This window comes from Segatella copri (assembly GCF_051861805.1).
GTDB lineage: Bacteria > Bacteroidota > Bacteroidia > Bacteroidales > Bacteroidaceae > Prevotella > Prevotella copri_M.
This window is the reverse complement of the sequence record NZ_CP146520.1, coordinates 581,712-602,500: the sequence shown is the minus strand read 5'-3', so window position 1 is coordinate 602,500 and position 20,789 is coordinate 581,712. Positions and strand designations below refer to the sequence as shown.

At 48.0% G+C, this 20,789-nt stretch carries 16 protein-coding genes (1 of these 16 only partly in view); 12 read left to right on the top strand and 4 right to left on the bottom strand.

Annotated features, from left to right (window positions below; all coding sequences use genetic code 11):
- Nucleotides 1–1,399, bottom strand: the 5' portion of a protein-coding gene (gene rnr / locus V8Z93_RS02280) for a ribonuclease R (protein WP_439432277.1). The gene continues 902 nt to the left of window position 1, outside the view; the window shows 1,399 of its 2,301 coding nt (coding positions 1–1,399); the start codon lies at nucleotides 1,397–1,399; its stop codon lies beyond the left edge, outside the window.
- A 352-nt stretch (nucleotides 1,400–1,751) separates the two neighbouring features.
- On the opposite strand from rnr, the gene V8Z93_RS02275 reads away from it, so the two are divergent.
- Entirely contained in the window at nucleotides 1,752–3,461 is a 1,710-nt protein-coding gene (locus tag V8Z93_RS02275; RefSeq protein WP_217765216.1) for a Na/Pi cotransporter family protein, read from the top strand.
- 122 nt (nucleotides 3,462–3,583) lie between these two features.
- Here the strand turns inward: V8Z93_RS02275 and V8Z93_RS02270 are convergent, their stop codons facing one another.
- Nucleotides 3,584–4,282, bottom strand: a complete 699-nt coding sequence (locus V8Z93_RS02270) for an SIR2 family NAD-dependent protein deacylase (protein ID WP_439432276.1) — start codon at nucleotides 4,280–4,282, stop codon at nucleotides 3,584–3,586.
- A 174-nt stretch (nucleotides 4,283–4,456) separates the two neighbouring features.
- Here V8Z93_RS02270 and V8Z93_RS02265 point away from each other — a divergent pair, with 174 nt between their 5' ends.
- From V8Z93_RS02265 to V8Z93_RS02240, 6 genes are all read left to right on the top strand, one after another.
- Entirely contained in the window at nucleotides 4,457–5,059 is a 603-nt protein-coding gene (locus V8Z93_RS02265) for an FKBP-type peptidyl-prolyl cis-trans isomerase (RefSeq protein ID WP_439432275.1), read from the top strand.
- Nucleotides 5,060–5,131: 72 nt separating this feature from the next.
- Complete coding sequence (locus V8Z93_RS02260; protein ID WP_203041128.1) at nucleotides 5,132–6,007, top strand: FKBP-type peptidyl-prolyl cis-trans isomerase; 876 nt, start codon at nucleotides 5,132–5,134, stop codon at nucleotides 6,005–6,007.
- A gap of 40 nt (nucleotides 6,008–6,047) precedes the next feature.
- Complete coding sequence (locus V8Z93_RS02255) at nucleotides 6,048–7,022, top strand: FKBP-type peptidyl-prolyl cis-trans isomerase (protein ID WP_203041127.1); 975 nt, start codon at nucleotides 6,048–6,050, stop codon at nucleotides 7,020–7,022.
- A 176-nt stretch (nucleotides 7,023–7,198) separates the two neighbouring features.
- Nucleotides 7,199–7,666 (top strand): Lrp/AsnC family transcriptional regulator, encoded by a 468-nt coding sequence (locus V8Z93_RS02250; protein ID WP_089544771.1) that lies wholly within the window; start codon nucleotides 7,199–7,201, stop codon nucleotides 7,664–7,666.
- Between the two features lie 25 nt (nucleotides 7,667–7,691).
- Complete coding sequence (locus V8Z93_RS02245) at nucleotides 7,692–9,440, top strand: membrane dipeptidase (RefSeq protein WP_439432274.1); 1,749 nt, start codon at nucleotides 7,692–7,694, stop codon at nucleotides 9,438–9,440.
- 81 nt (nucleotides 9,441–9,521) lie between these two features.
- The gene (locus tag V8Z93_RS02240; RefSeq protein WP_439432273.1) at nucleotides 9,522–10,553 is read left to right on the top strand and encodes a M28 family peptidase; all 1,032 of its coding nucleotides are present in this window, start codon (nucleotides 9,522–9,524) and stop codon (nucleotides 10,551–10,553) included.
- Nucleotides 10,554–10,603: 50 nt separating this feature from the next.
- Here the strand turns inward: V8Z93_RS02240 and V8Z93_RS02235 are convergent, their stop codons facing one another.
- The gene (locus V8Z93_RS02235; RefSeq protein ID WP_439432272.1) at nucleotides 10,604–11,242 is read right to left on the bottom strand and encodes a DUF4294 domain-containing protein; all 639 of its coding nucleotides are present in this window, start codon (nucleotides 11,240–11,242) and stop codon (nucleotides 10,604–10,606) included.
- Between the two features lie 211 nt (nucleotides 11,243–11,453).
- Here V8Z93_RS02235 and V8Z93_RS02230 point away from each other — a divergent pair, with 211 nt between their 5' ends.
- The 3 genes from V8Z93_RS02230 to V8Z93_RS02220 all read left to right on the top strand — a co-directional run bounded on the left by V8Z93_RS02230 (nucleotide 11,454) and on the right by V8Z93_RS02220 (nucleotide 16,050).
- Nucleotides 11,454–13,448 carry a helix-hairpin-helix domain-containing protein gene (locus V8Z93_RS02230; RefSeq protein ID WP_439432271.1) on the top strand — a complete coding sequence of 665 codons (1,995 nt, stop codon included), beginning with the start codon at nucleotides 11,454–11,456 and terminating at the stop codon, nucleotides 13,446–13,448.
- Nucleotides 13,449–13,843: 395 nt separating this feature from the next.
- Complete coding sequence (locus V8Z93_RS02225) at nucleotides 13,844–14,998, top strand: AAA family ATPase (RefSeq protein WP_439432270.1); 1,155 nt, start codon at nucleotides 13,844–13,846, stop codon at nucleotides 14,996–14,998.
- A 122-nt stretch (nucleotides 14,999–15,120) separates the two neighbouring features.
- Nucleotides 15,121–16,050 carry a glycosyltransferase family 2 protein gene (locus V8Z93_RS02220; RefSeq protein ID WP_439432269.1) on the top strand — a complete coding sequence of 310 codons (930 nt, stop codon included), beginning with the start codon at nucleotides 15,121–15,123 and terminating at the stop codon, nucleotides 16,048–16,050.
- A gap of 48 nt (nucleotides 16,051–16,098) precedes the next feature.
- Here the strand turns inward: V8Z93_RS02220 and V8Z93_RS02215 are convergent, their stop codons facing one another.
- Nucleotides 16,099–17,346 (bottom strand): glycosyltransferase family 4 protein, encoded by a 1,248-nt coding sequence (locus V8Z93_RS02215; protein ID WP_439432268.1) that lies wholly within the window; start codon nucleotides 17,344–17,346, stop codon nucleotides 16,099–16,101.
- A gap of 142 nt (nucleotides 17,347–17,488) precedes the next feature.
- On the opposite strand from V8Z93_RS02215, the gene V8Z93_RS02210 reads away from it, so the two are divergent.
- A complete protein-coding gene (locus V8Z93_RS02210) occupies nucleotides 17,489–18,691 on the top strand; it encodes a glycosyltransferase family 87 protein (RefSeq protein ID WP_439432267.1) in 1,203 nt (400 codons plus the stop codon).
- A 103-nt stretch (nucleotides 18,692–18,794) separates the two neighbouring features.
- Nucleotides 18,795–20,786: an LTA synthase family protein gene (locus tag V8Z93_RS02205; RefSeq protein WP_439432266.1), complete on the top strand. Its 1,992-nt coding sequence runs from the start codon at nucleotides 18,795–18,797 to the stop codon at nucleotides 20,784–20,786.
- Nucleotides 20,787–20,789: the final 3 nt, after the last annotated feature.

Below are 20,789 nucleotides of genomic sequence, written 5' to 3'. Positions count from 1 at the left end.
TGGCATCTTTAGAGCGCTTGTAGTAGCAGCTGATAGGTTTACCCTTCTCGTCGATATCGAAATGCAGTTCCTCTCGGTCGAACTTCACGGCACCGTTCTTGAATCTAGCGGCACGAAGTTTCTTTGCCAGTCTGTCAAGGGTGATGAGCTGTAGAGCGTTCTCACCCTGGTATGGATGCTCCTTGGTTTCTGCCGGAGCTGGTTCGCCGGTTCCATCCACTACGCCATTGGCTTCGAGGAGTTCCTGTACCTCTTCATATTTATAGCGTCGGTCGCTCTCGATGACGGTGTGCACGATGCGGTAGTTCTTCACCTCGGCATTGTTGTCGAGTTCGAAGATGACGCTATATGCCAGCTTCTCCTCGTTAGGACGAAGTGAACAGATGAAGTTGCAGAGACGCTCTGGAAGCATCGGGATTGTGCGATCTACGAGATAGACAGAAGTGGCACGCTTCACGGCTTCCTTGTCGATGATGCTGCCCTCCGTGACGTAGTGCGAAACATCTGCGATGTGAACACCCACCTGCCAGTTGCCATTCTCCAATCTCTGGATGCTCAAGGCATCGTCGAAGTCCTTGGCATCCTTCGGGTCGATGGTGCAGGTGAACACTTTGCGGAAGTCTTCACGTTCCTTGTAATCCTGTTCGGTGATTTCGCCCGAAATCTTGTTGGCAGCATCCTCAACGTTCTTCGGATACTTGTAAGGCAGACCATACTGTGCGAGGATGGAGTTCATCTCCACATCGTTGTCGCCCTTTTGGCCGAGGATGTCCACCACCTCACCGATAGGACTCTTGTTTTCTCCGTCTGGCCATTCGATGATGCGAACCACCGCCTTGTCGTCGGTTTTTCCGCCCTTCACCTTTCTTCTAGGAATGATGATGTTGTGGGCGAATACGTCGCTCGGTGTAACGAGGTAAGCCAGATCCTTATCCACTTTCAGTCGTCCCACGAACGTATCCTTGGCACGTTCCAGGATTTTGTTGACCTGCGCCTCCTTGATGTGGTTCTTTCGGCGTGCGAGGAAGGTGAATTCCACACGGTCGCCGTTGAGCGCTCCCATCGAGTTACGTTCGGAAACGAAGATAGGATTCTCCTCGCCATCCGGGATGACGGAGTTCTTACCGTTTGCCTTTCTTACAAACTTGCCTTCCATCACCTGGACACTCTGGTTCAGTCTGTAAGAGTTGTCACTTACCTTAGCCAGATAGTCATCCCATGCCATTTCCTCCATGATGTCGATAGCCAGCATCTTGAGCGGATGCGTAGTGAGATGGAGGGAACGGAATATTTCTTTAAAGCTGAGCGTTTCGCCCGGCCTTTGGGCAAAGAATTCCTGCAGAATCTCGGTGAGCTGCGCCTTGTTCATTCTCTTGCCGCCTTTTTTACCTTTTCCCATAATGATGTCTGTTATATGACTGTTAATAGTTTTATAAGGCAAAGAAACAAAAAAAAATGGAGACTACAAAGTTTATTGGCAACTTTTTTTGTTTTTTATCAAATATGTAACATTATCGGCTGCAAAATCCGCCTTTTTCTCCTTTTTTCAGAGTAGAAGAAGCGTAGAGGAAAGGTGTATGCTTCTTCTTTTCTACAGCGATGTTTCTGCTTTTTTGGGGGATTGGAAACGCCTTTGATGTTACAATGCTGTTACAATTTGAAATATCCGTCACAGATATTTCGTAATCAGCGGATTTCTTATTATATTTGCAACCGAAACGTAACAAACATTTCCACAAATACAATTAATTATGGATACAAGTCAATATCTTGTGATTTTTTTTCAGATTCTCGGTTCTCTGGCGTTGCTCATCTATGGTATGAAGGTGATGAGTGAGGCCTTGCAGAAGATGGCAGGATCTCAGTTGCGCCACATTTTAGGAGCGATGACTACCAACCGGTTTACGGGAATGCTTACCGGTACCTTTATTACCTGTGCCGTTCAGAGTTCCTCTGCAACCACCGTCATGACGGTTTCTTTCGTGAATGCGGGTTTGCTCACCTTGGCGCAGGCCATTTCCGTGATTATGGGTGCCAACATCGGTACCACCTTTACGGCATGGATTATGTCGCTGGGTTATAATGTAGATTTAACCATTGTCGTGTTCCCGGCGTTCTTCCTCGGCATCATGCTGATATATAGCAAGAAGCGCCGTTATTTCGGAGATTTCCTCTTTGGTATCGCCTTCCTCTTCTTCTCGCTCGTATTGTTGAGCAGTGCGGGTAAGGCACTCGACCTGGAGCATAATCCGGCAGTTATCGACTTCTTCGGTTCCTTCGATACGAAGAGCCATTTCACCATCGTGGTCTTCCTGCTGATAGGTACGCTTATCACCTGCATCGTGCAGAGTTCGGCAGCGGTGATGGCGATTACCATCCTGCTTTGTTCTACGGGCGTACTCCCTATCTATCTGGGCATTGCCCTGGTGATGGGTGAGAACATCGGAACCACAGCCACTGCCAATCTTGCAGCCTTGGGTGCCAATGCACAGGCCCGCCGTGCAGCCTTGGCGCATCTGGTGTTCAATGTGTTTGGTGTAATCTGGGTTCTCTGCCTGTTCTATCCTTTCGTAGATTTCGTTTGCTCTATTGTGGGTTATGATCCTAATGGCAGCATGTCGGCAGCCCAGAAGGCTACTCTGTTGCCTATCGTTCTGGCGATGTTCCACACCTGCTTCAATGTCTGCAACACGGGCGTGCTCATCTGGTTTATCCCGCAGTTGGAAAAGGTGGTTTGCCAGCTTATCAAGCCTAAGGCTGACAAGGAGGATGAGGATTTCCGCCTGCGCTTTATCCAGTCGGGTATCATGAAGACACCGGAGCTTTCGGTCTTCGAGGCACAGAAGGAGATTGGCAGTTTCGGCGAGCGCATCCACCGTATGTTCAGTATGGTGAACGAGTTGCTGGATACCCAGGATGCCAAGACTTTCGATAAGCTATATGAGCGCATCGAGAAGTACGAGGGTATTTCCGATAATATGGAGATAGAGATAGCCAAGTATCTCGACCAGGTGAGCGATGCTCATCTCAGCGATGATACCAAGGCGAAGATCCGTTCGATGTTGCGTGCTATTTCTGAGATAGAGAGTATTGGTGACAGCTGCTACAATCTTGCCCGCACCATCAAGCGCAAGGGAGAGAACAAGGAAGAGTTCACGGCAAAGCAGAATGAGAATATCCATCAGATGTTTAAGCTGGTAGATGAGTCATTGACTCAGATGAACTATATGTTTGCCCACGATCGCCAGACTATCAACATGAACCATACCTATAATATTGAGACGGAAATCAACAACTTCCGTACGCAGTTGAGAAACCAGAATCTGGACGATGTGGATAACCATCTCTACACTTACGGCGTAGGCACCCTGTATATGGATATCATTCAGGAGTGCGAGAAGCTCGGCGACTACGTGGTAAACGTAGCCGAGGCACGTATGGGAACGAGAGCATCGGCATAATCGGCATTTCGATATAATACAAAAAAGCCAAAAGGCAATAAAAGCAGAAGAGGAGACATCGGTTGATGCCTCCTCTTTCAGTTTTTATGCTTTGATAATTTCTAGATTTTTTCCAATTCTATTTATTTCTCTAGTATTTCAGTCAGTTCCTTCATGCCGGCAGAAGCCCCCTTCATGATGTGTTGAATCTTGTAGTATCCATTGGTGTTCACGGCACCTGGGTCTATCAGATAGATAGGGATATGAGGCTTGGTGTATGAAATCAGGCCTGCGGCAGGATACACATTGAGTGAGGTGCCGATGATGACGAAGATGTCGGCTTGCTGCACCGCTTCGGCAGCAGGTTCTATCATCGGAACGCTCTCGCCGAAGAAGACGATGAACGGGCGCAGCAAACTGCCATCGCCAGCCTTGGTGCCAGGTTCCACCTCGCAGTCATCTTCTGGCAATTCCTTCACGTAGCGATAGTCGTAAGGGTCGCGTGAAGAGCATACCTTAGAGAGTTCTCCATGCAGATGGATCACGTTCTTGGAGCCCGCCTTCTCGTGCAGGTTATCCACGTTCTGCGTAATCACCGTCACGTCGAAATCCTTCTCCAGTTCCTTGATAAGCAGATGTCCCTCGTTGGGTTGAGCGGCATAGAGCTTATGGCGCAACATATTGTAGAAGTTAGTCACTAGGGTAGGGTCAGCCTCCCATCCCTCATGGGTTGCTATCTGTTCCACAGGATAGTTTTCCCACAATCCATCATTGCCACGGAAAGTTTTGAAACCACTCTCCACAGACATACCAGCGCCGGTTAAAAATACGAGTTTCTTCATCTTATCACGTTTTATTTATTCATATTTTCTTAATCTTTCTATTAAGAATGCACAAATTTACAATTTTTTCTTTAAATAGCATCGTTTTCAGCAAGAAAAATGTTATCTTTGCACTCGTTTTAAGGACAATAAGTATAAAATATAGAATATTAAACAAAGTTATAAGATAAATTTATGGATAAAGTAAGTTATGCTTTAGGCATTGGCATCGGTCGCCAGTTGGCTTCTATGGGTGCAGAGAGTTTGAACATTGATGATTTTGCACAGGCTGTAAAGGATGCGATTGCCGGTAAGCTCCAGCTTGATGAGCAGGAGGCTCAGGAGTTGGTACAGAACTTCTTCGCAGAGCAGGAGGCTAAGGCTCAGGCTGCCGCTGCCGAGAAGGGTAAGGTTGCCAAGGAGGCTGGTGAGAAGTTCCTTGCCGAGAACGGCAAGAAGGATGGTATCATCACTACTAAGAGCGGTTTGCAGTATCAGATTTTGCGCGAGGGTAACGGTAAAGCTCCTAAGGCTACCGACCAGGTGGAGTGCCACTACGAGGGTACACTCATCGATGGTACTAAGTTTGATAGCTCATACGACCGTGGTCAGACAGCTACCTTCCCATTGAACCAGGTAATCGCTGGTTGGACAGAGGGCCTTCAGTTGATGACCGAGGGTGCGAAGTATCGTTTCTTCATCCCTTATCAGTTGGGTTACGGCGAGCGTGGTGCAGGTGCATCTATCCCTCCATTCTCAGCATTGATTTTCGATGTAGAGCTCGTTGCTGTGAAGTAATTCTCACGGATGAGACGTATATAATATAGACGCATATATAAGAGAACAAAGAATATAAACATAACAGAAAAGATGAAAAAATTATTTTTCGGAGCCCTCGTGGCTTGTGTTGCCGCTACATTCGTAGCATGTGGCAATTCTACTCCAAAGGCAGATCTCAAGAACGATGTTGATACAATGAGCTATGCCATGGGTATGTCTCAGACTCAGGGTCTGAAGGAGTTTATGGTAGAGCGCATGGGCGTGGATACCGCTTACATGGATGATTTTATCAAGGGTCTTAACGACGGTGCCAACGCTGGTGACGACAAGAAGAAGGCTGCTTACTACGCAGGTATCCAGATTGGTCAGCAGATTTCTAACCAGATGGTTAAGGGTATCAACCACGAGGTTTTCGGCGACGACTCAACCAAGACTATCTCTTTGAAGAACTTCATGGCAGGTTTCATCACCGGTACTACTGGCAAGAAAGGCTTGATGACCGTAGAGCAGGCTGCTCAGGTGGCTCAGGCTAAGATGATGGCCATCAAGGCTAAGAACATGGAGAAGGAATATGGTCCTAACAAGGCGGCTGGTGAGAAGTTCCTCGCTGCCAACAAGAAGAAGCCAGGAGTGGTAACTCTTCCTTCAGGTGTTCAGTATAAGGTAATCAAGGAGGGTAACGGCCCTATGCCAAAGGATACATCTATGGTAAAGGTTAACTACGAGGGTAAGACTATCGACGGTAAGGTATTCGATTCATCTTTCAAGCGTGGTCAGGCTGTAGATCTCCGTGCTAACCAGGTTATCAAGGGTTGGACCGAGGCTTTGGTTCACATGCCGGCAGGTTCTGTTTGGGAGGTTTACATCCCTCAGCAGTTGGCTTACGGTGAGCGCGAGCAGGGTCAGATCAAGCCATTCTCAGTATTGATCTTCAAGATTGAGTTGATTTCTGTAGGTGGCAAGTAATTTTTGTGTGAACTCATTTTGAGTAGAGGACTTATAAAAAATGAAGAAATATCTAATGACAGCACTCGTCCTCGTGGCGAGTGCTTCTTTGTTTACTGTTAGTGCAGCAAAGAAGAAAAAGAATGTAAAGAAGGTAACTCCTGTGGTTCTTGCCACAGAGAGCGATTCGTTGAGTTATGCAGCTGGTGTTCATGCCACACGTGGCTTGATTCCATTCATCCAGCAGAGTTATCAGGTAGATACTGCTTACATGGCAGATTTCATCCGCGGTTACGAGGAGGCTATCGCCAAGGCTAATACTCCTCAGGGCACTGCCTACATCGTGGGTATGCAGATTGCGCAGATGGTGAACCAGCGCATCCTGCCTGGAACCCGTGAGGAATTGAAGAGTGCCAAGGATTCTATCGATGCAGCGATGTTCAGCCGTGGTTTCGTGGCAGCTCTTGCCAATGATACTACCCTCTTCACAGAGAAGAAGGCAGGCGAGTTCAAGACTCAGATCTTGGCGGGCGCTGGCGAGAAGTTCCTTGCCGAGAATGCCAAGAAGCCTGGTGTAAAGGTGTTGCCTAGCGGATTGCAGTATAAGGTGATCAAGGCTGGCCAGGGCGAGGTGCCTAAGGCTACCGATGAGGTGGAGGTTATCTACGAGGGCCGTCTCATTGATGGTACCGTATTCGATGCAACATCCAAGCATGGCGGTGCCAAGACCGATAAGTTCCGTGCCGGCAATCTGATCAAGGGTTGGACCGAGGCGCTCACTACCATGCCTGTAGGCAGCAAGTGGCAGCTCTACATCCCTTACAAGTTGGCTTACGGCGAGCGTCAGGCAGGTCAGATTCCTCCATACTCTACTTTGGTCTTCGACCTGGAGCTTGTCAGCATCGTTAAGCCTGAGGTTAAGGCTGAGCCTGCTGGCGAGTTGAAGGAAAATGTAGCCGTAGGAGCAGAGAAGAAGGTGGCAAAAGCATCAGCTAAGTCTGCTGCCAAGAAAGCTGGCTCTAAGAAGAGAAAGTAATGGTCTTTTAGAAGAGAAAAACTGATTTTTTGGTTAAAATCAGTATAAAAAACAACAAAATGCACGGATATTGCAAAATATTCGTGCATTTTGTTGTCTGTTTCGATAGTTTTTATTAATTTTGCTATCTGGTATAGAAATACCTTGAAATAGCAAACATAATAATAGAAAAAGAAATGGAAAAAATAGACAATCTTGACAGAAAGATTCTCGGCATCCTTTCAAAGAATGCCCGTATTCCTTTTAAGGACGTAGCCGCTGAATGCGGAGTTTCTCGTGCTGCCATCCATCAGCGTGTACAGCACTTGATGGAGGATGGTTTCATCACAGGTAGCGGTTTCGATGTAAACCCTAAGAGCCTGGGTTATTCCACCTGCACATACGTGGGACTTAACCTGGAACGTGGTAATATGTATAAGAAGGTGGTAGAAAGACTGCAGAATATTCCTGAGATTGTGGAGTGCCACTTCACAACCGGTTCTTACACCATGCTTCTCAAACTGTATGCCCGCGACAACGAGCAGCTCATGGACCTGCTCAACAACAAGCTCCAGGCTATCCCAGGCGTAGTTTCTACCGAAACTCTCATCTCGCTTGAGCAGAGTATCAAGCGTGAGGTGCCTGTTCTTTTGGAGGAAGAGTAATTTTTTTGTATTTAGAAATAAACAAATGGAAACATTTGACTTGGAGTCGCATCTCAAGGGTGCGTACTCTTCTTTTCCCGAAGCGAAGCGTCAGCCCCTGATTGGCATCTCTGCCAACTATGAAGGCATTGATGCTACGCTTCGCGACCGTTATTACAAGCAGGTGATTGCGGCGGGCGGAACGCCTGTCATCATTCCCCCTGTTGCCGACAGTTCAGTCATCGTCAATACCCTGGAGCATCTGGATGGTCTCATCCTCACCGGTGGCGGCGACCATAACCCGCTGTGGATGGGCGAAGAGCCTTCGCCTCGTCTTCATAACATCAACCAGGAGCGTGATGCGGCAGAATTGATGCTCACCCGTCTGGCGTTCAACCGTCAGATTCCGATGCTCGGCATTTGCCGCGGCATCCAGACCTTGGCCATTGCCCTGGGCGGAAAGGTGTATCAGGACATCAAGCAGCAGGTGAAGCACAGTCAGGATGCCGACCGTTCGGAACCTACCCACAGTGTTGAAATCAAGAAAGATTCCACCTTATATAATATATATGAGGTAGAGAAGATTTTCGTCAACTCGTTCCACCATCAGGCGGTGAGCGAGCCGGGCAAGCACATGCGCATCATCGCCAAATCTACCGATGGCATCATCGAGGCGATAGAGAGCAGCGAGTATAAGCAGATTCTCGGTGTGCAGTGGCATCCGGAATGGCTCGGCGAGGATGGCGGAAAGCTTTTCCTGTGGCTTGTAAACCAGGCGAATAATTTCTATGCAGCCAAGCAGTTGCATAAGCGCATTCTTACCCTCGATACCCATTGCGATACGCCGATGTTCTTCCCGCAGGGCATCAAGTTCGACCATCGTGATTCCCGTATCCTTGTGGATTTGCATAAGATGACCGACGGCCATCAGGATGCCACCACCATGGTGGCCTATCTGCCGCAGCCTAAGATAGGCGAGAGCTTCAGCAGCAAGGTGGCTTTCGATGTGCAGGGACCGGCGCAGTATGCCGACCTCATCTTCGACAAGATAGAGGAGATAGTGAGCAAGAACAGCCAGTATCTCAGCATCGCCCGCACGCCTACCGATCTCTACAGCGATAAGCGAAAGGGCAGAAAGAGCATCATGCTGGGCATAGAAAACGGTCTAGCCCTGGAGCATGACCTGAGCAACGTGAAGCATTTTGCCCAGCGCGGCATCGTCTATATCACCCTCTGTCACAATGGCGACAACGACATCTGCGACAGTGCCCGTGGCTGCAACACCCACAATGGCGTGAGCAGTTTCGGAGCCAAGGTGATTCAGGAGATGAACCGCCATGGCATCATGGTAGATTTGAGTCATGCCGGCGAGAAGAGCTTCTACGATGCGCTCGAAATCAGTCAGACCCCTATTGTGTGCAGCCATAGCAGCAGCCGTGCGCTCTGCGATGTTCCCCGCAACCTGACGGATGACCAGATGCGTGCCCTGGCGGCTCGTGGCGGTGTGGCGCATACCACGCTCTACCACGGATTCCTGCGCAAGGAGGGAGGAGCAGACATCATGGATGCCATCGCCCACCTGGAGCATGCCATCGACGTGATGGGCATCGACCACGTAGGTCTCGGTACCGATTTCGATGGAGATGGAGGCATCCGCGGACTTGCCGACTCTTCTGAACTCATCAACTTCACCCTCCAGCTGCTGCGCCGCAAGTACAGCGAGCAGGACATCGCCAAGATTTGGGGAGGTAACTGGCTCAGAGTGATGACGCAGGTGCAGAACTTTGGAAAGTGAAGAACGAAGAGTGAAGAATTCGATAGTTATTAAGTAATCATAAAGTTCAAAGTTCAAATCTGAAAGTTCAAAGTAAATACGATGACGAAGAAAATGAAGATAATTTTGGGCTTGGTGGTGGCTGCCGGAGTGGTGGCTGGTACCATCAGCTATAAGAATGCGAACAGTTCGAGTTCGCCTGAGGTTCAGGAGGTAGAGGAAGCCGAGAAGCTGAATCCCGTAGGTCCTGCCTTCAATGCCGATTCGGCGCTGGCTTATTGCCAGGTGCAATGCGATTTCGGTCCTCGTGTGATGAACAGCGAGGCGCACGATAAGTGTGGCGAATGGATTGTGAGCAAATTCAAGCAGTTTGGATGCGAGGTAGAGACCCAGAAGGCCGACCTGAAGGGCTATGATGGCACGATATTGAAGAATACCAATATCATCGCCCACTATAACCCGAAGGCGCAGACCCGCATCCTGCTCTGTGCCCATTGGGACAGTCGTCCTTGGGCTGATAATGATCCCGACAGTACCAATTGGCGCAAGCCTGTGCTGGCTGCCAACGATGGTGCCAGCGGTGTGGCCGTGATGCTTGAGCTGGCCCGCCAGTTGCAGGTAGACAAGAAGTTGAATCCGAATATCGGTGTTGATTTCGTATGTTTCGATACGGAAGACTGGGGCACGCCTCAGTGGGCTGATGTTCAGGATGATGGTGACTCTTGGGCACTGGGTGCCCAGTATTGGAGTGAGAACAAGCCGGATAGTTACAATCCTCGTTACGGCATTCTTCTCGATATGGTAGGCGGTCAGGGTGCCAAGTTCTACCGCGAGGGCATGTCGATGCAGTATGCCGGTGGCATTGTGAAGAAGGTTTGGGCTGCAGCCCGCCAGGTTGGTTACGGCAGTTATTTCCCTAAGAGTGATGGTGGTATGATTACCGACGACCACATCCCTGTGAACCAGAAGGCGAAGATTCCAACCATCGATGTGATAGCATATTACCCAGATTGCCAGCAGAGCAGTTTCGGTCCTACCTGGCATACGGTAATCGATGACATGGCTCATTTGGATAAGAATGTATTGAAGGCAGTGGGTCAGACCATGATTCAGGTGCTTTATACGGAGGAATAAAAAAAAGAATGTCCCTAGAGAAAGCTGTTTTTCTCTAGGGACATTTCTTTTTATATCTGTCCAGATTCCACCTGTTTCACCACTCTTTCCGTCAGTCTATCCACTCCGTTCGGATCGTACTTCTTGTTGAGGCTGGCACCGAAGAGGGCGGCGAAGGCCTGGTAGAAGCCGGCACGGATAGGACCCAGGAAGGCTTGGATAAGATGATAGGAAGAAGAGTTGCATTCACGATACACCAGCTTGATGCAGAGCTTGCCCTGTGCATAGGTTAGCTTCTTCATTCTTGGTGTGTATCGCTGCTTGATGTCCTTCTCCACCAGTTTCATGTGGGCATCCTTCGCCTTCTTGTTGGGAAGGGTCTCCAGATAGTCGCCCGTCTCGATGATAATCTTTCTCACCTCCTTGGCTATCGGCAACACCTTCTTGATGTTATACACCAGTCGGTTGTAGGCCATTCTTTCCTTGGCGTTTTTGAACACAGGCTGTGGATAAACATACACGTTGTTCACCTGCACGTATTGAATGCTGTCTTTATCCAGCAGCACCTTTCCCACCTTCACCATCGGTTCTAAGGTAGGAGTATCCATATCCACCTCCCTGTCTTCAGGGTTGTCGCCATCGGTTTGCGCCATTGTCTGCAGGCTGATGCAGAAGAGCATCGCCAGCAGGAATAATATTTTCTGTTTCATGAAATCCATCTTAATTATCCATTTGTCTTATATATAATAAGGTGTAAGCCCCTCTATCTTGCTAATCACGCCGCAAAATTACAGATTATTTCTCATTTAGAGAAAGATTCTTTCCTTTTTCTTACTTATTTTCAGAAAAACATGGTAACTTTGGGGAAATTTAATAATCGTTTGCCTATAGATGAAACGTTGGCAGCCCATAACCCAATTCTTGTTGAAACTGTTTCTGGTAGGCAGTTCCCTGCTATTCCATGCCTTTTCGGGAAGCGCACAGTCGTGGCAGCAGCTACTTTCTGAACTTTCGGAAACCGAGGATTTCGAGCATACTTCCTGGGAGGATTACGAGGAAGATTTGGAGGAATGGGCGCAGCATCCGATAAACCTGAATGCGGCTACCCGCGAGGAGATGGAGCGTTTGCCCTTTCTTACCCCTTCGCAGGTGGAAGATATCCAGGCTTACGTTTATCGCTATGGCGGAATGAAAAGCATGATGGAACTCACCCTGATTCCGAGCATCAGCTGGTATCAGCGACAGCTGATGGAGCATTTCTTCTATGTAGATGCTGACCAGAAGAAGTCTGATTTCCCCAGTATCAGGAATATCATCAAATATGGAAAGCATGAGGCGATGGGCATGCTGAAGGTGCCTTTCTACGAAAGAAAGGGCGATGCCAATGGCTATATGGGCTATAAATACAAGCATTGGTTGCGCTATCAGTTCAGGTATGGCGACTATGTAAAGCTGGGCGTTGTGGGGTCGCAGGATGCGGGCGAACCCTTTGGCACCGGCAAGAACAACCTGGGCTATGATTTCTACTCCTTCTATCTGCAAGTAAAGAAACTGGGGCGCTGGAAGAACATCACCCTGGGCAGATACCGCCTGCACGAAGGCTTGGGACTGATACTCAACAACGATTTCAGCTTCGGCAAACTCTCGGTGCTTTCCTCCCTGGGAAGCGCCACCAACCGCATCCGGGTTCATTCCTCCCGGTCTTCTGCCAATTATCTGCAGGGAGCAGCTGCCACCTATACCTTGTTGAAAGGTCTCGACCTGACCGCTTTCTTCTCTTATCGCAAGATAGATGCCACGCTCTCCGACAAGGGCGGCATCCAGACCATCCAGAAGACCGGACTGCATCGCACCCTGAAGGAAATCGCGAAGCAGAACATCGCCTCCAATACTCTGATGGGCGGAAACATCAACTATCGCAACCAGGGCTGGCATATCGGGGCAACAGGCTTCTATACCTCTTTCTCCCTTCCGCTTACGCCCGACCAGTCGCAGCTGTATAAGCGATTTGCCCCCCAGGGCTATAACTTCTGGAATGCGAGTGTGGATTATGGCTACGTTTCCCACCGCTGGACCATCGCAGGCGAAATGGCGACGGGCAATTGTGGAGCCATCGCCACCCTCAATGCCGCCTCCTATCTCTTTTCCGACCATTTCTCTCTGCTTGCCTTGCATCGGTTCTATTCCGCCCGCTATTACTCGCTTTTCAGCAACAGCTTTTCTGAGGGGAGCGATGTGCAGGATGAGAATGGAGCCTATCTGGGCTTTACGTGGGTTCCGGCTCATCGCTGGAGCATCACCGGCTATAGCGACTTTGCCTATTTCGTGTGGCCCAAGTATCATACCAAGCAGAGCACGCAATGCTGGGACCATCTGCTCAATATCCTCTATCAGCCCAATAAAAGATGGATGCTGGGCACCCGATTGCGCTATAAGGAGAAGGCGGGAACCACCACCGGGCGATGGCGCCTTTATGCCACCTTTGCTGATGAAAACTGGAGTGCCAAGACGAGTGTGGATTATACGATGAGCAAGGAGATGGGCGAGAAGTCAAGCCAGAAAGATGCAGATGGTGCGAACCCCAGCCAGGGATATCTGCTGAACGAGAACCTGAGTTATTGCTGGCATTGGCTGAGGCTATCGGGCAGTTTTTCTTATTTCCATACGCAGGATTTCAGCAGTCGCATCTATGTCTACGAACCCGGCCTGCTTTATCAGATGAGTTTCAGCAGCTTCTATGGCGAGGGCATCCGCTGTGCCCTGGTGGCCCGTTCGGAAATAGGCAAGCATCTGCTGGTTATCGCCAAACTGGGCACTACCCGCTATTTCGACCGGAGCCATATTTCCACCGGATTACAGGAGATAGCGGCCTCACATCAAACCGATTTGGAGATACAGATGAAATGGAAGTGGTGAAGTTTCTGCGAATTCAGTATTCCTTAGCTATCTTCTTCAATGTCATCATCTGTCCAAAACGGTAGAATGGATTCTCTGCGATAGAACCATATTAGAATGGTATTTTGTTCATATACTTAAAGTCTTGATTCTCTACAAAATTATACCCAAAGGTATTATACCCTAGGGTATAATTTATGAAACTTTATGTTTTTATCAGACGAAGAATCGCTGTTTCTGCAAAAAAAGATGGCTTTAAACAACATTGTTTTAAACAACCTTGTTTAATTTGTTTTTTTTTGCTATCTTTGCAGAAGAAAAGCTGCACTCGGCAATTTGAAAGCAAGCTTTCATTGCGCTCGTTTGCATTTTCTTTGCAGAAGAAAAGCTGTATAGTATAAAATAAGGTAGTGATTATGAGAAAAAGTAAAGAAGCTCCGTTTGTGTTCGGTGTTCGTGTGGAGGGAGATTCCTTTACCGACCGTAGAGAGGAAACAGAACGCCTGAAGGCGAACTTTACGTATGGAGTGAATACGATTTTGATTTCACCTCGTCGTATGGGTAAGACTTCATTGGTGGATAAGGTGTGTTCGCTTGTAGAGAGCGAAGACATCAGGATAGCTCGTATAGATGCCTTCGGCTGTCGCTCTGAGAATGATTTTATCAATGCTTTTGCCACGGCCGTGGTTCGGGCTACTTCTTCAAAATGGGAAGAATGGATGGAGAATGCCAAGGTGTTCTTAAGCCGTTTTGTTCCGAAAATCAGTATAGGACAAGATCCTTTGACTGATTTTTCTTTGGCATTGGAGTATAATGCAGGTAACAATACAACAGAAGAGGTTTTGAGACTTCCGGAAATGATAGCTCGGTCTAAAGGTTGTCATATCGTAGTCTGCATCGATGAATTTCAGCAGATAGGCGATTTCCCTGATTCATTGACCTTCCAGAAGAAGCTCCGTAGCGTATGGCAATTACAGAGCCATGTATCTTACTGCCTTTATGGAAGCAAGAAACACATGATGGAACAGATGTTCCAGAATGCCAGTTACCCATTCTATCGCTTTGGTGATTTCTTCTATCTGAATAAGATTAGCGAGAAAGACTGGGTGGAGTATATCTGTCAACGTTTCGAATCTACTGGCAAGCATATCTCAGAAGAGTTGGCTCGTGAAATCTGTCAGGTAACAGACCGATATTCTTCTTATGTACAGCAGTTGGCATGGTTTGTATGGTTGCGAGTGCAAGATGATTCTGTAGCTACAGAAGAGGACTTGAAATATGGAATAGACCGGTTGCTGGATGCCTGCGAGCCTTTGTTTATCCAGCAGACAGAAGACCTTTCTGCCTATCAGATGAATTTCCTGCATGCCATTACCAATGGAGTACATACTGGTTTCACGCAGACGGCAATATTGGAAACCTATCGCCTAGGTACTGCTGCCAATGTAACTCGCCTTAAGAAGTCCTTGATGGTGAAAGATCTGATTACGATACCTGCCCCTAAACATTTGGAAATGAGTGACCCCATTTTAGCATTGTGGCTCAAGAGAAGAGTTTGGAAGGAATCATAAAAGAATTTCAAGGTATCGGAAAATTCAGAAACAAGATAGTCTTTAAATAATTTGGCGTTTTTGATAGTTTTTCGTAATTTTGCAACCTATATAGATTAAGTATCGTGAAAGAGGAAGAAATAATGAAAATATTAATAGTAATTCCTTGCTACAACGAGGAAGAAGTGCTGCCGAAAACCCTGGAGGTGCTTGGCAATCTGATAAAAAACATCAAGAAAGAGACTGACGCCGACACGGGATTGCTCCTTGTTGACGACGGAAGTCGTGACCATACCTGGCAGATGATTTCGGATGCTGCCAAGGAGCACAGGTATGTGCATGGCATCAAGTTATCCCATAACCGCGGCCATCAGAATGCGCTCTGGGCAGGAATGGAGGCGGCTGTGGATCATTGCGATGCGATGGTAAGCATCGATGCCGACCTGCAGGACGATGAGAATGTAATCATAGACATGGTGCGCCAGGTGCAGGAAGGCAAGGATATCATCTACGGTGTGCGCAAGGAGCGCAAGACCGATACCTTCTTCAAGCGATTCACCGCCCAGGCTTTCTATAAGCTGATGCAGAGTGTGGATAAGGAGACGGTTTACAATCATGCCGATTTCCGCATGATGACCAACCGAACTCTGAAGGCTCTGATGCAGTATCCCGAGCGCAATCTCTTTCTCAGATCCATCGTCCGCCAGTTGGGCTTCCGTGAGGGATTCGTCTATTACGATCGTAAGGCACGCGAGGCAGGTGAGAGCAAGTATCCGCTCACCAAGATGCTGAGCTTCAGTATCGATGGCATCACTTCTTTCTCCGTGGCACCTTTGAGGTTTATCACCTTCCTGGGTCTGGCGATGACTTTAGTAGCCTTCATCATGATTATCTTTGCCTTGGTGGAGCATTTCCAGGGCAAGACCATCCAGGGCTGGACCTCCCTGCTCGTTTCCATGTGGTTTATCGGTGGCATCATCACCACGGGTGTAGGCATCACGGGCGTTTATATCGGCAAGATTTATACCGAGGTGAAGCGCCGCCCTCGATACTTTATCGAAGAAAGGATATAAAGGGCTGGCTTAAAGAATCGGATTACAATAGAAAGTTTATGAGAACCTTTATTCTGATAGGCTCTCATAAACTGTCATCAGGTCGTGGCTCAGTTTCTCGTCCGAGAAATTGAGCGCATATTTTTTTCCTTCGCTTATCATGTGCTGCCTTAGGGGTTCATCCGTGCAGGTGCGTAAGATGGCATCAGCCATGCCTTTCGCATCATCAGGATTCACATAGATGCTGTTTGGCCCGCCAGCCTCTTCCAGGCACGAACCGGTGCATCCGATGGCAGGAACTCCGCTGCTGATGGCTTCTAGCAGCGGGATGCCGAAGCCTTCTATTCTGGAAGGATAGGCAAAGGTGGATGCCCATTTGTAGAATGATGGCAGGTCGGCATAAGGCACCTGATGATAAAAATGAAACAGATAATCTATGCCCTGTGCCTTCAGGAAATCCTGTATCTGGTCAACATAGACCGTGCGGCGACCCACGGCTACCACATGAATGGCTGCTGCATCCTGATTCTGTGCCTGATTCTGATTTCCTTGACTTCCTTGACTTTCCAAGCTTCCCTGATTTCCCTGACTTCTGTTTCTTCTGTTCAGTTCTGCCATGGCTTTCGCCACCAGCATCAGGTTCTTTCGCTCCTCGATGCTTCCCACATAGAGTACAAACTTATCGGGAAGCTGGTATCTTGCCTTTACTTCCTGCAGCTTTCCTTCTTCTATTTCCTGTGAAAAAACTGGGTCGCAGCCCTGGTAAACCACGTCTATCTTGCTTTCCGGAGTATGGTAATAGTGCATGATTTCCTGCTTGGTATATTCACTGACGGCTATCACGCGGTCTGCACACCGGCAGGCACGGCGGAACTTGAAGTTGTATATCTGCCGGTCTATCCAATGATAGTATTGGGGAGTATGGATAAAGATGAGGTCGTGAATGGTGACGATGTATTTGCATCCCTTGCCGCCAGCCTTCATCTTTCGCTGCTCGGGAGTTCCGATGTTGAGCGGAAGCTCGTTGCTCAAGCCATGGAAGATTTGGATGCCGTCCTTTTGTATATCTTTTGTGATACCCCAAACTCTCCAGAGCGAGCGGATCCTGCTCCATATTCCTTGGGGCGGAAAATGGAGAAACAGGTGCTTGAGTGTTGGTATCTCCTGGAGATAGGGCATGCGATGAGGCTTGGGAGTATATAAATGATACTGATTGCCGGCGAATTTCTCCGACAAAATCCTGATGACAAACCTGCTGTAGTTGCCTAATCCCGTGCGGTTTTGTGCCGCTCTTTTAGCATCGAATCCTATGTTCATCTTTTTGTTTTTTCTTTAATTATTGGGACAAAGGTATATTAAAAAACTGATTTCTCAAAATAAATATGGATTTATTTGCTAATTACGTGGAATTTGCGTAATTTTGCCCCCTAAATAAAGTAATCATAACAAGACAGATAGAATGGATAGTACAAAAATGGAGAATTGCCAGTGGCTGGCAGGTATCAGGCGCTTTTTCGGTCGCCCTTTCTTTAGCGACCCTCGCACCCTGCTGGGACTCTGGTTGATTCTGGGTGTGGTGTCTGCATTGACTAAAATCCACAAGTGTAATAACTTCTTAATATTCAAGTATGTTTTTTGGCATGCTTGGGAGCAGACATCATTGTATGCCCAGTATCCTTCGGAGTTTTTCGATTCGAACCACTATGGTCCGTTCTTCAGCATCATCATTGCTCCTTTTGCCGTGCTGCCCCATCCGTTGGGTTTGCTGTTCTGGCATGTACTGATGACGCTGGCCCTGTTTGTTGCCATCCGTAAGCTGCCGTTGCGTCAGGGCAAGCAGATATTCTGCTATTGGTTCTGTGCCCATGAGTTGCTCACGGCATTGTTTATGAGCCAGTTTAACATCATCATTGCCGCCATCATCATCGCTTCGTTCTATTGCGTAGAGAAAGAAAAGGATATTACGGCAGCCTGCTTCATCATGATAGGAACCTTCGTGAAGCTGTATGGCATCGTGGGGCTGGCATTCTTTTTCTTTTCCAAGCACAAGGTGAAGTTTGTGGCTGCACTGATAGGATGGGCAGCCCTGTTCTTTGTCCTGCCTATGGCGATAACCAGTCCAGAGTATATCATCGACCAGTATAAGGAGTGGCACGTCAGCCTTACGGGCAAGAATATGGAGAATATGTTCAGTTGTGCTCAGAACCAGTCCTTGCTCGGTTTGGTGCGCAAGATTTCTCATGTTGCCACTTATTCCGACCTTTGGCTGATAGTTCCGGGCATATTGGCGTTCTGTTATCCTTATCTGCGTATCAGGCAGTATGGCAACATCGCCTTCCGCTATGCTTTCCTGGCATCGGTATTGATGTTTGTTGTCCTGTTTAGTACGGGCAGCGAATCAAGCACTTACATCATCGCTCTCCTGGGCGTAGCAATCTGGTATATCACGGCTCCATGGAAGCGTAGCCGCTGGGATATTGCCCTGATGGTGTTTGCCTTTATCCTGACGAGCATGTCGCCATCCGATCTTTTCCCTGCGTTTATTCGCAAGAACTATGTGCAGCCTTACGCCCTGAAGGCATTGCCTTGCGTGCTGATATGGTTTAAGCTCATCTACGAGATGTCTACCAAGGATTATGCAGAAAGGAAGATAGAAAAGTAGAAGGGAATAGGCTGAAAAGGAAGATTGAAAAATAGAAAAGAACAAAGATAAAAATAGAAAAGAACAAAGATAAAAGATAAAAATAGAAATAGAAATAGGAAAGATGAAACTGAAGAGAAACTTGTTTTCAGCGCCTTTGTGCTTCGTCATCAATATGGTGCTGGTTTATGTGGTGTATGAGATATGCCGCCTGGTTTTCCTGGCGACCAACTGGAGTGTGTTTTCCGAAGCGATGACATGGGGCGCCTTTGGCGAGATGCTTCATGGCGGCTGGTATTTTGATACCTCTGCCATTCTCTATACCAATGCTCTGTATGCGCTTTTGATGCTTTTCCCTATCCATTACAAGGAGCGGAACTGGTATCAGAAGATGGCGAAGTGGGTGTTCGTAATCTGCAATTCCATCTGCATTATAGCAAATCTGGTGGATTGTGTTTATTTTAAATACACCACGCGCCGTACCACGGTTACCGTGTTCTCTGAGTTTAGAAACGAGAAGAATCTGGGTGGAATCTTTGGTGTTGAGATTCTCAACCATTGGTATCTGGTGCTGATTGGCATCATCCTGATAGCAGGCTTGTGGTTTCTTTATCGCATGCCAAAGGGCAAGTTACCAGTTGAGGCTTCCCGTCCTTATCAGCCAAAGAGATTGTTGACTTATTATGGCGTTCATCTTCTTTGTCTGGCGGTGTTCGTACCTTTCTGCGTAGCAGGTATGCGTGGAGGTTTCACCACGGCAGTTCGCCCTATCACCATCAGCAATGCCAATCAGTATGTAAACCGTCCGCAGGAGGCTGCCATCGTGCTGAATACTCCGTTCTCCATCATCCGTACCATCGACAAGCCAGTCTTCGTAGTACCGGATTACTATACGGAGAAGCAGCTCAATGCCATCTATTCTCCTATCCATACCCCTTCTGATACGCTCGTGAAGCGCAAGAAGAATGTGGTGGTCATCATCATCGAGAGCTTTGGCCGTGAGTATATCGGCGGCTTCAACAAGTGGCTGGAAAACGGCAAATACAAGGGATATACTCCTTTTGTCGATTCCCTGATGCAGCATAGTGCCACCTATCTTTATTCCTACTGCAATGGTAGAAAGAGTATCGACGGCATGCCTAGTATCCTTTCCAGCATCCCGATGTTTGTGGAGCCGTTCTTCCTTACCCCGGCATCCATGAACAATGTGAGTGGCTTGGCTGGCGAATTGAAGAAGAAAGGCTATTATTCAGCCTTCTTCCATGGAGCAGAGAATGGTTCCATGGGATTCCAGGCATTCGCCCGCACCACGGGATTCACCGATTATTTCGGTCGTACAGAATACAATGCCGACAAGCGATTTGGTGGCGACAAGGACTTTGATGGCACCTGGGCCATCTGGGATGAGCCTTTCATGCAGTTCTATGCCACGAAGATGGGCGAGATGAAGCAGCCGTTTATGACAGCACTCTTCACTGCCTCTTCGCATCATCCGTATGTAATCCCAGAACAGTATAAGAAAGTATTCCCAGAAGAGGGTATCGTCATCCATAAGTGCATCCGTTATACAGACAATGCCTTGCGTAAGTTCTTCGCCAAGGCGAAGACGATGCCTTGGTACAAGAATACCCTCTTTGTGATAACTTCCGACCATACCAACCTGAGCGACCATGCTTATTATCAGACCGATTTGGGTGGTTTCTGTTCGCCAATCATCTTCTTCGACCCTAGCGGCGAGTTCAAGCCGGGCATGCGTGATGCCATTGCCCAGCAGATAGACATCATGCCTACGGTATTGAGCTATCTGGGTTATGACAAGAAGTATGTGGGCTTCGGCATCGACCTGCTTACCACGCCAGCCAAGGATACTTGGGCGGTGAACTATAACAATGGTTTCTATCAGTATGTAAAGGGCGATTATCTCTTGCAGTGGGATGGTCAGCAGACCAAGGCACTCTATCGTTTCCGCACCGACCTGCTGCTGGAGAATAATGTTGCCGACAAGGAACCTGCCGTTCGCAAAGCCATGGAGCGCGAGGTGAAGGCCATTATCCAGTCGTATATGGAGAGAATGACGAAGAACGAACTGGTGGTTGGCAATCAGTCACAACAGTAGAAT

What these genes read in the sequence shown, in the direction of transcription:
- V8Z93_RS02275 (WP_217765216.1), top strand. Translation starts at nt 1,752, where the DNA reads ATGGATACAAGTCAATATCTTGTGATTTTTTTTCAGATTCTCGGTTCT.
- V8Z93_RS02270 (WP_439432276.1), bottom strand. Translation starts at nt 4,282, where the DNA reads ATGAAGAAACTCGTATTTTTAACCGGCGCTGGTATGTCTGTGGAGAGT.
- V8Z93_RS02265 (WP_439432275.1), top strand. Translation starts at nt 4,457, where the DNA reads ATGGATAAAGTAAGTTATGCTTTAGGCATTGGCATCGGTCGCCAGTTG.
- V8Z93_RS02260 (WP_203041128.1), top strand. Translation starts at nt 5,132, where the DNA reads ATGAAAAAATTATTTTTCGGAGCCCTCGTGGCTTGTGTTGCCGCTACA.
- V8Z93_RS02255 (WP_203041127.1), top strand. Translation starts at nt 6,048, where the DNA reads ATGAAGAAATATCTAATGACAGCACTCGTCCTCGTGGCGAGTGCTTCT.
- V8Z93_RS02250 (WP_089544771.1), top strand. Translation starts at nt 7,199, where the DNA reads ATGGAAAAAATAGACAATCTTGACAGAAAGATTCTCGGCATCCTTTCA.
- V8Z93_RS02245 (WP_439432274.1), top strand. Translation starts at nt 7,692, where the DNA reads ATGGAAACATTTGACTTGGAGTCGCATCTCAAGGGTGCGTACTCTTCT.
- V8Z93_RS02240 (WP_439432273.1), top strand. Translation starts at nt 9,522, where the DNA reads ATGACGAAGAAAATGAAGATAATTTTGGGCTTGGTGGTGGCTGCCGGA.
- V8Z93_RS02235 (WP_439432272.1), bottom strand. Translation starts at nt 11,242, where the DNA reads ATGAAACAGAAAATATTATTCCTGCTGGCGATGCTCTTCTGCATCAGC.
- V8Z93_RS02225 (WP_439432270.1), top strand. Translation starts at nt 13,844, where the DNA reads ATGAGAAAAAGTAAAGAAGCTCCGTTTGTGTTCGGTGTTCGTGTGGAG.
- V8Z93_RS02220 (WP_439432269.1), top strand. Translation starts at nt 15,121, where the DNA reads ATGAAAATATTAATAGTAATTCCTTGCTACAACGAGGAAGAAGTGCTG.
- V8Z93_RS02215 (WP_439432268.1), bottom strand. Translation starts at nt 17,346, where the DNA reads ATGAACATAGGATTCGATGCTAAAAGAGCGGCACAAAACCGCACGGGA.
- V8Z93_RS02210 (WP_439432267.1), top strand. Translation starts at nt 17,489, where the DNA reads ATGGATAGTACAAAAATGGAGAATTGCCAGTGGCTGGCAGGTATCAGG.
- V8Z93_RS02205 (WP_439432266.1), top strand. Translation starts at nt 18,795, where the DNA reads ATGAAACTGAAGAGAAACTTGTTTTCAGCGCCTTTGTGCTTCGTCATC.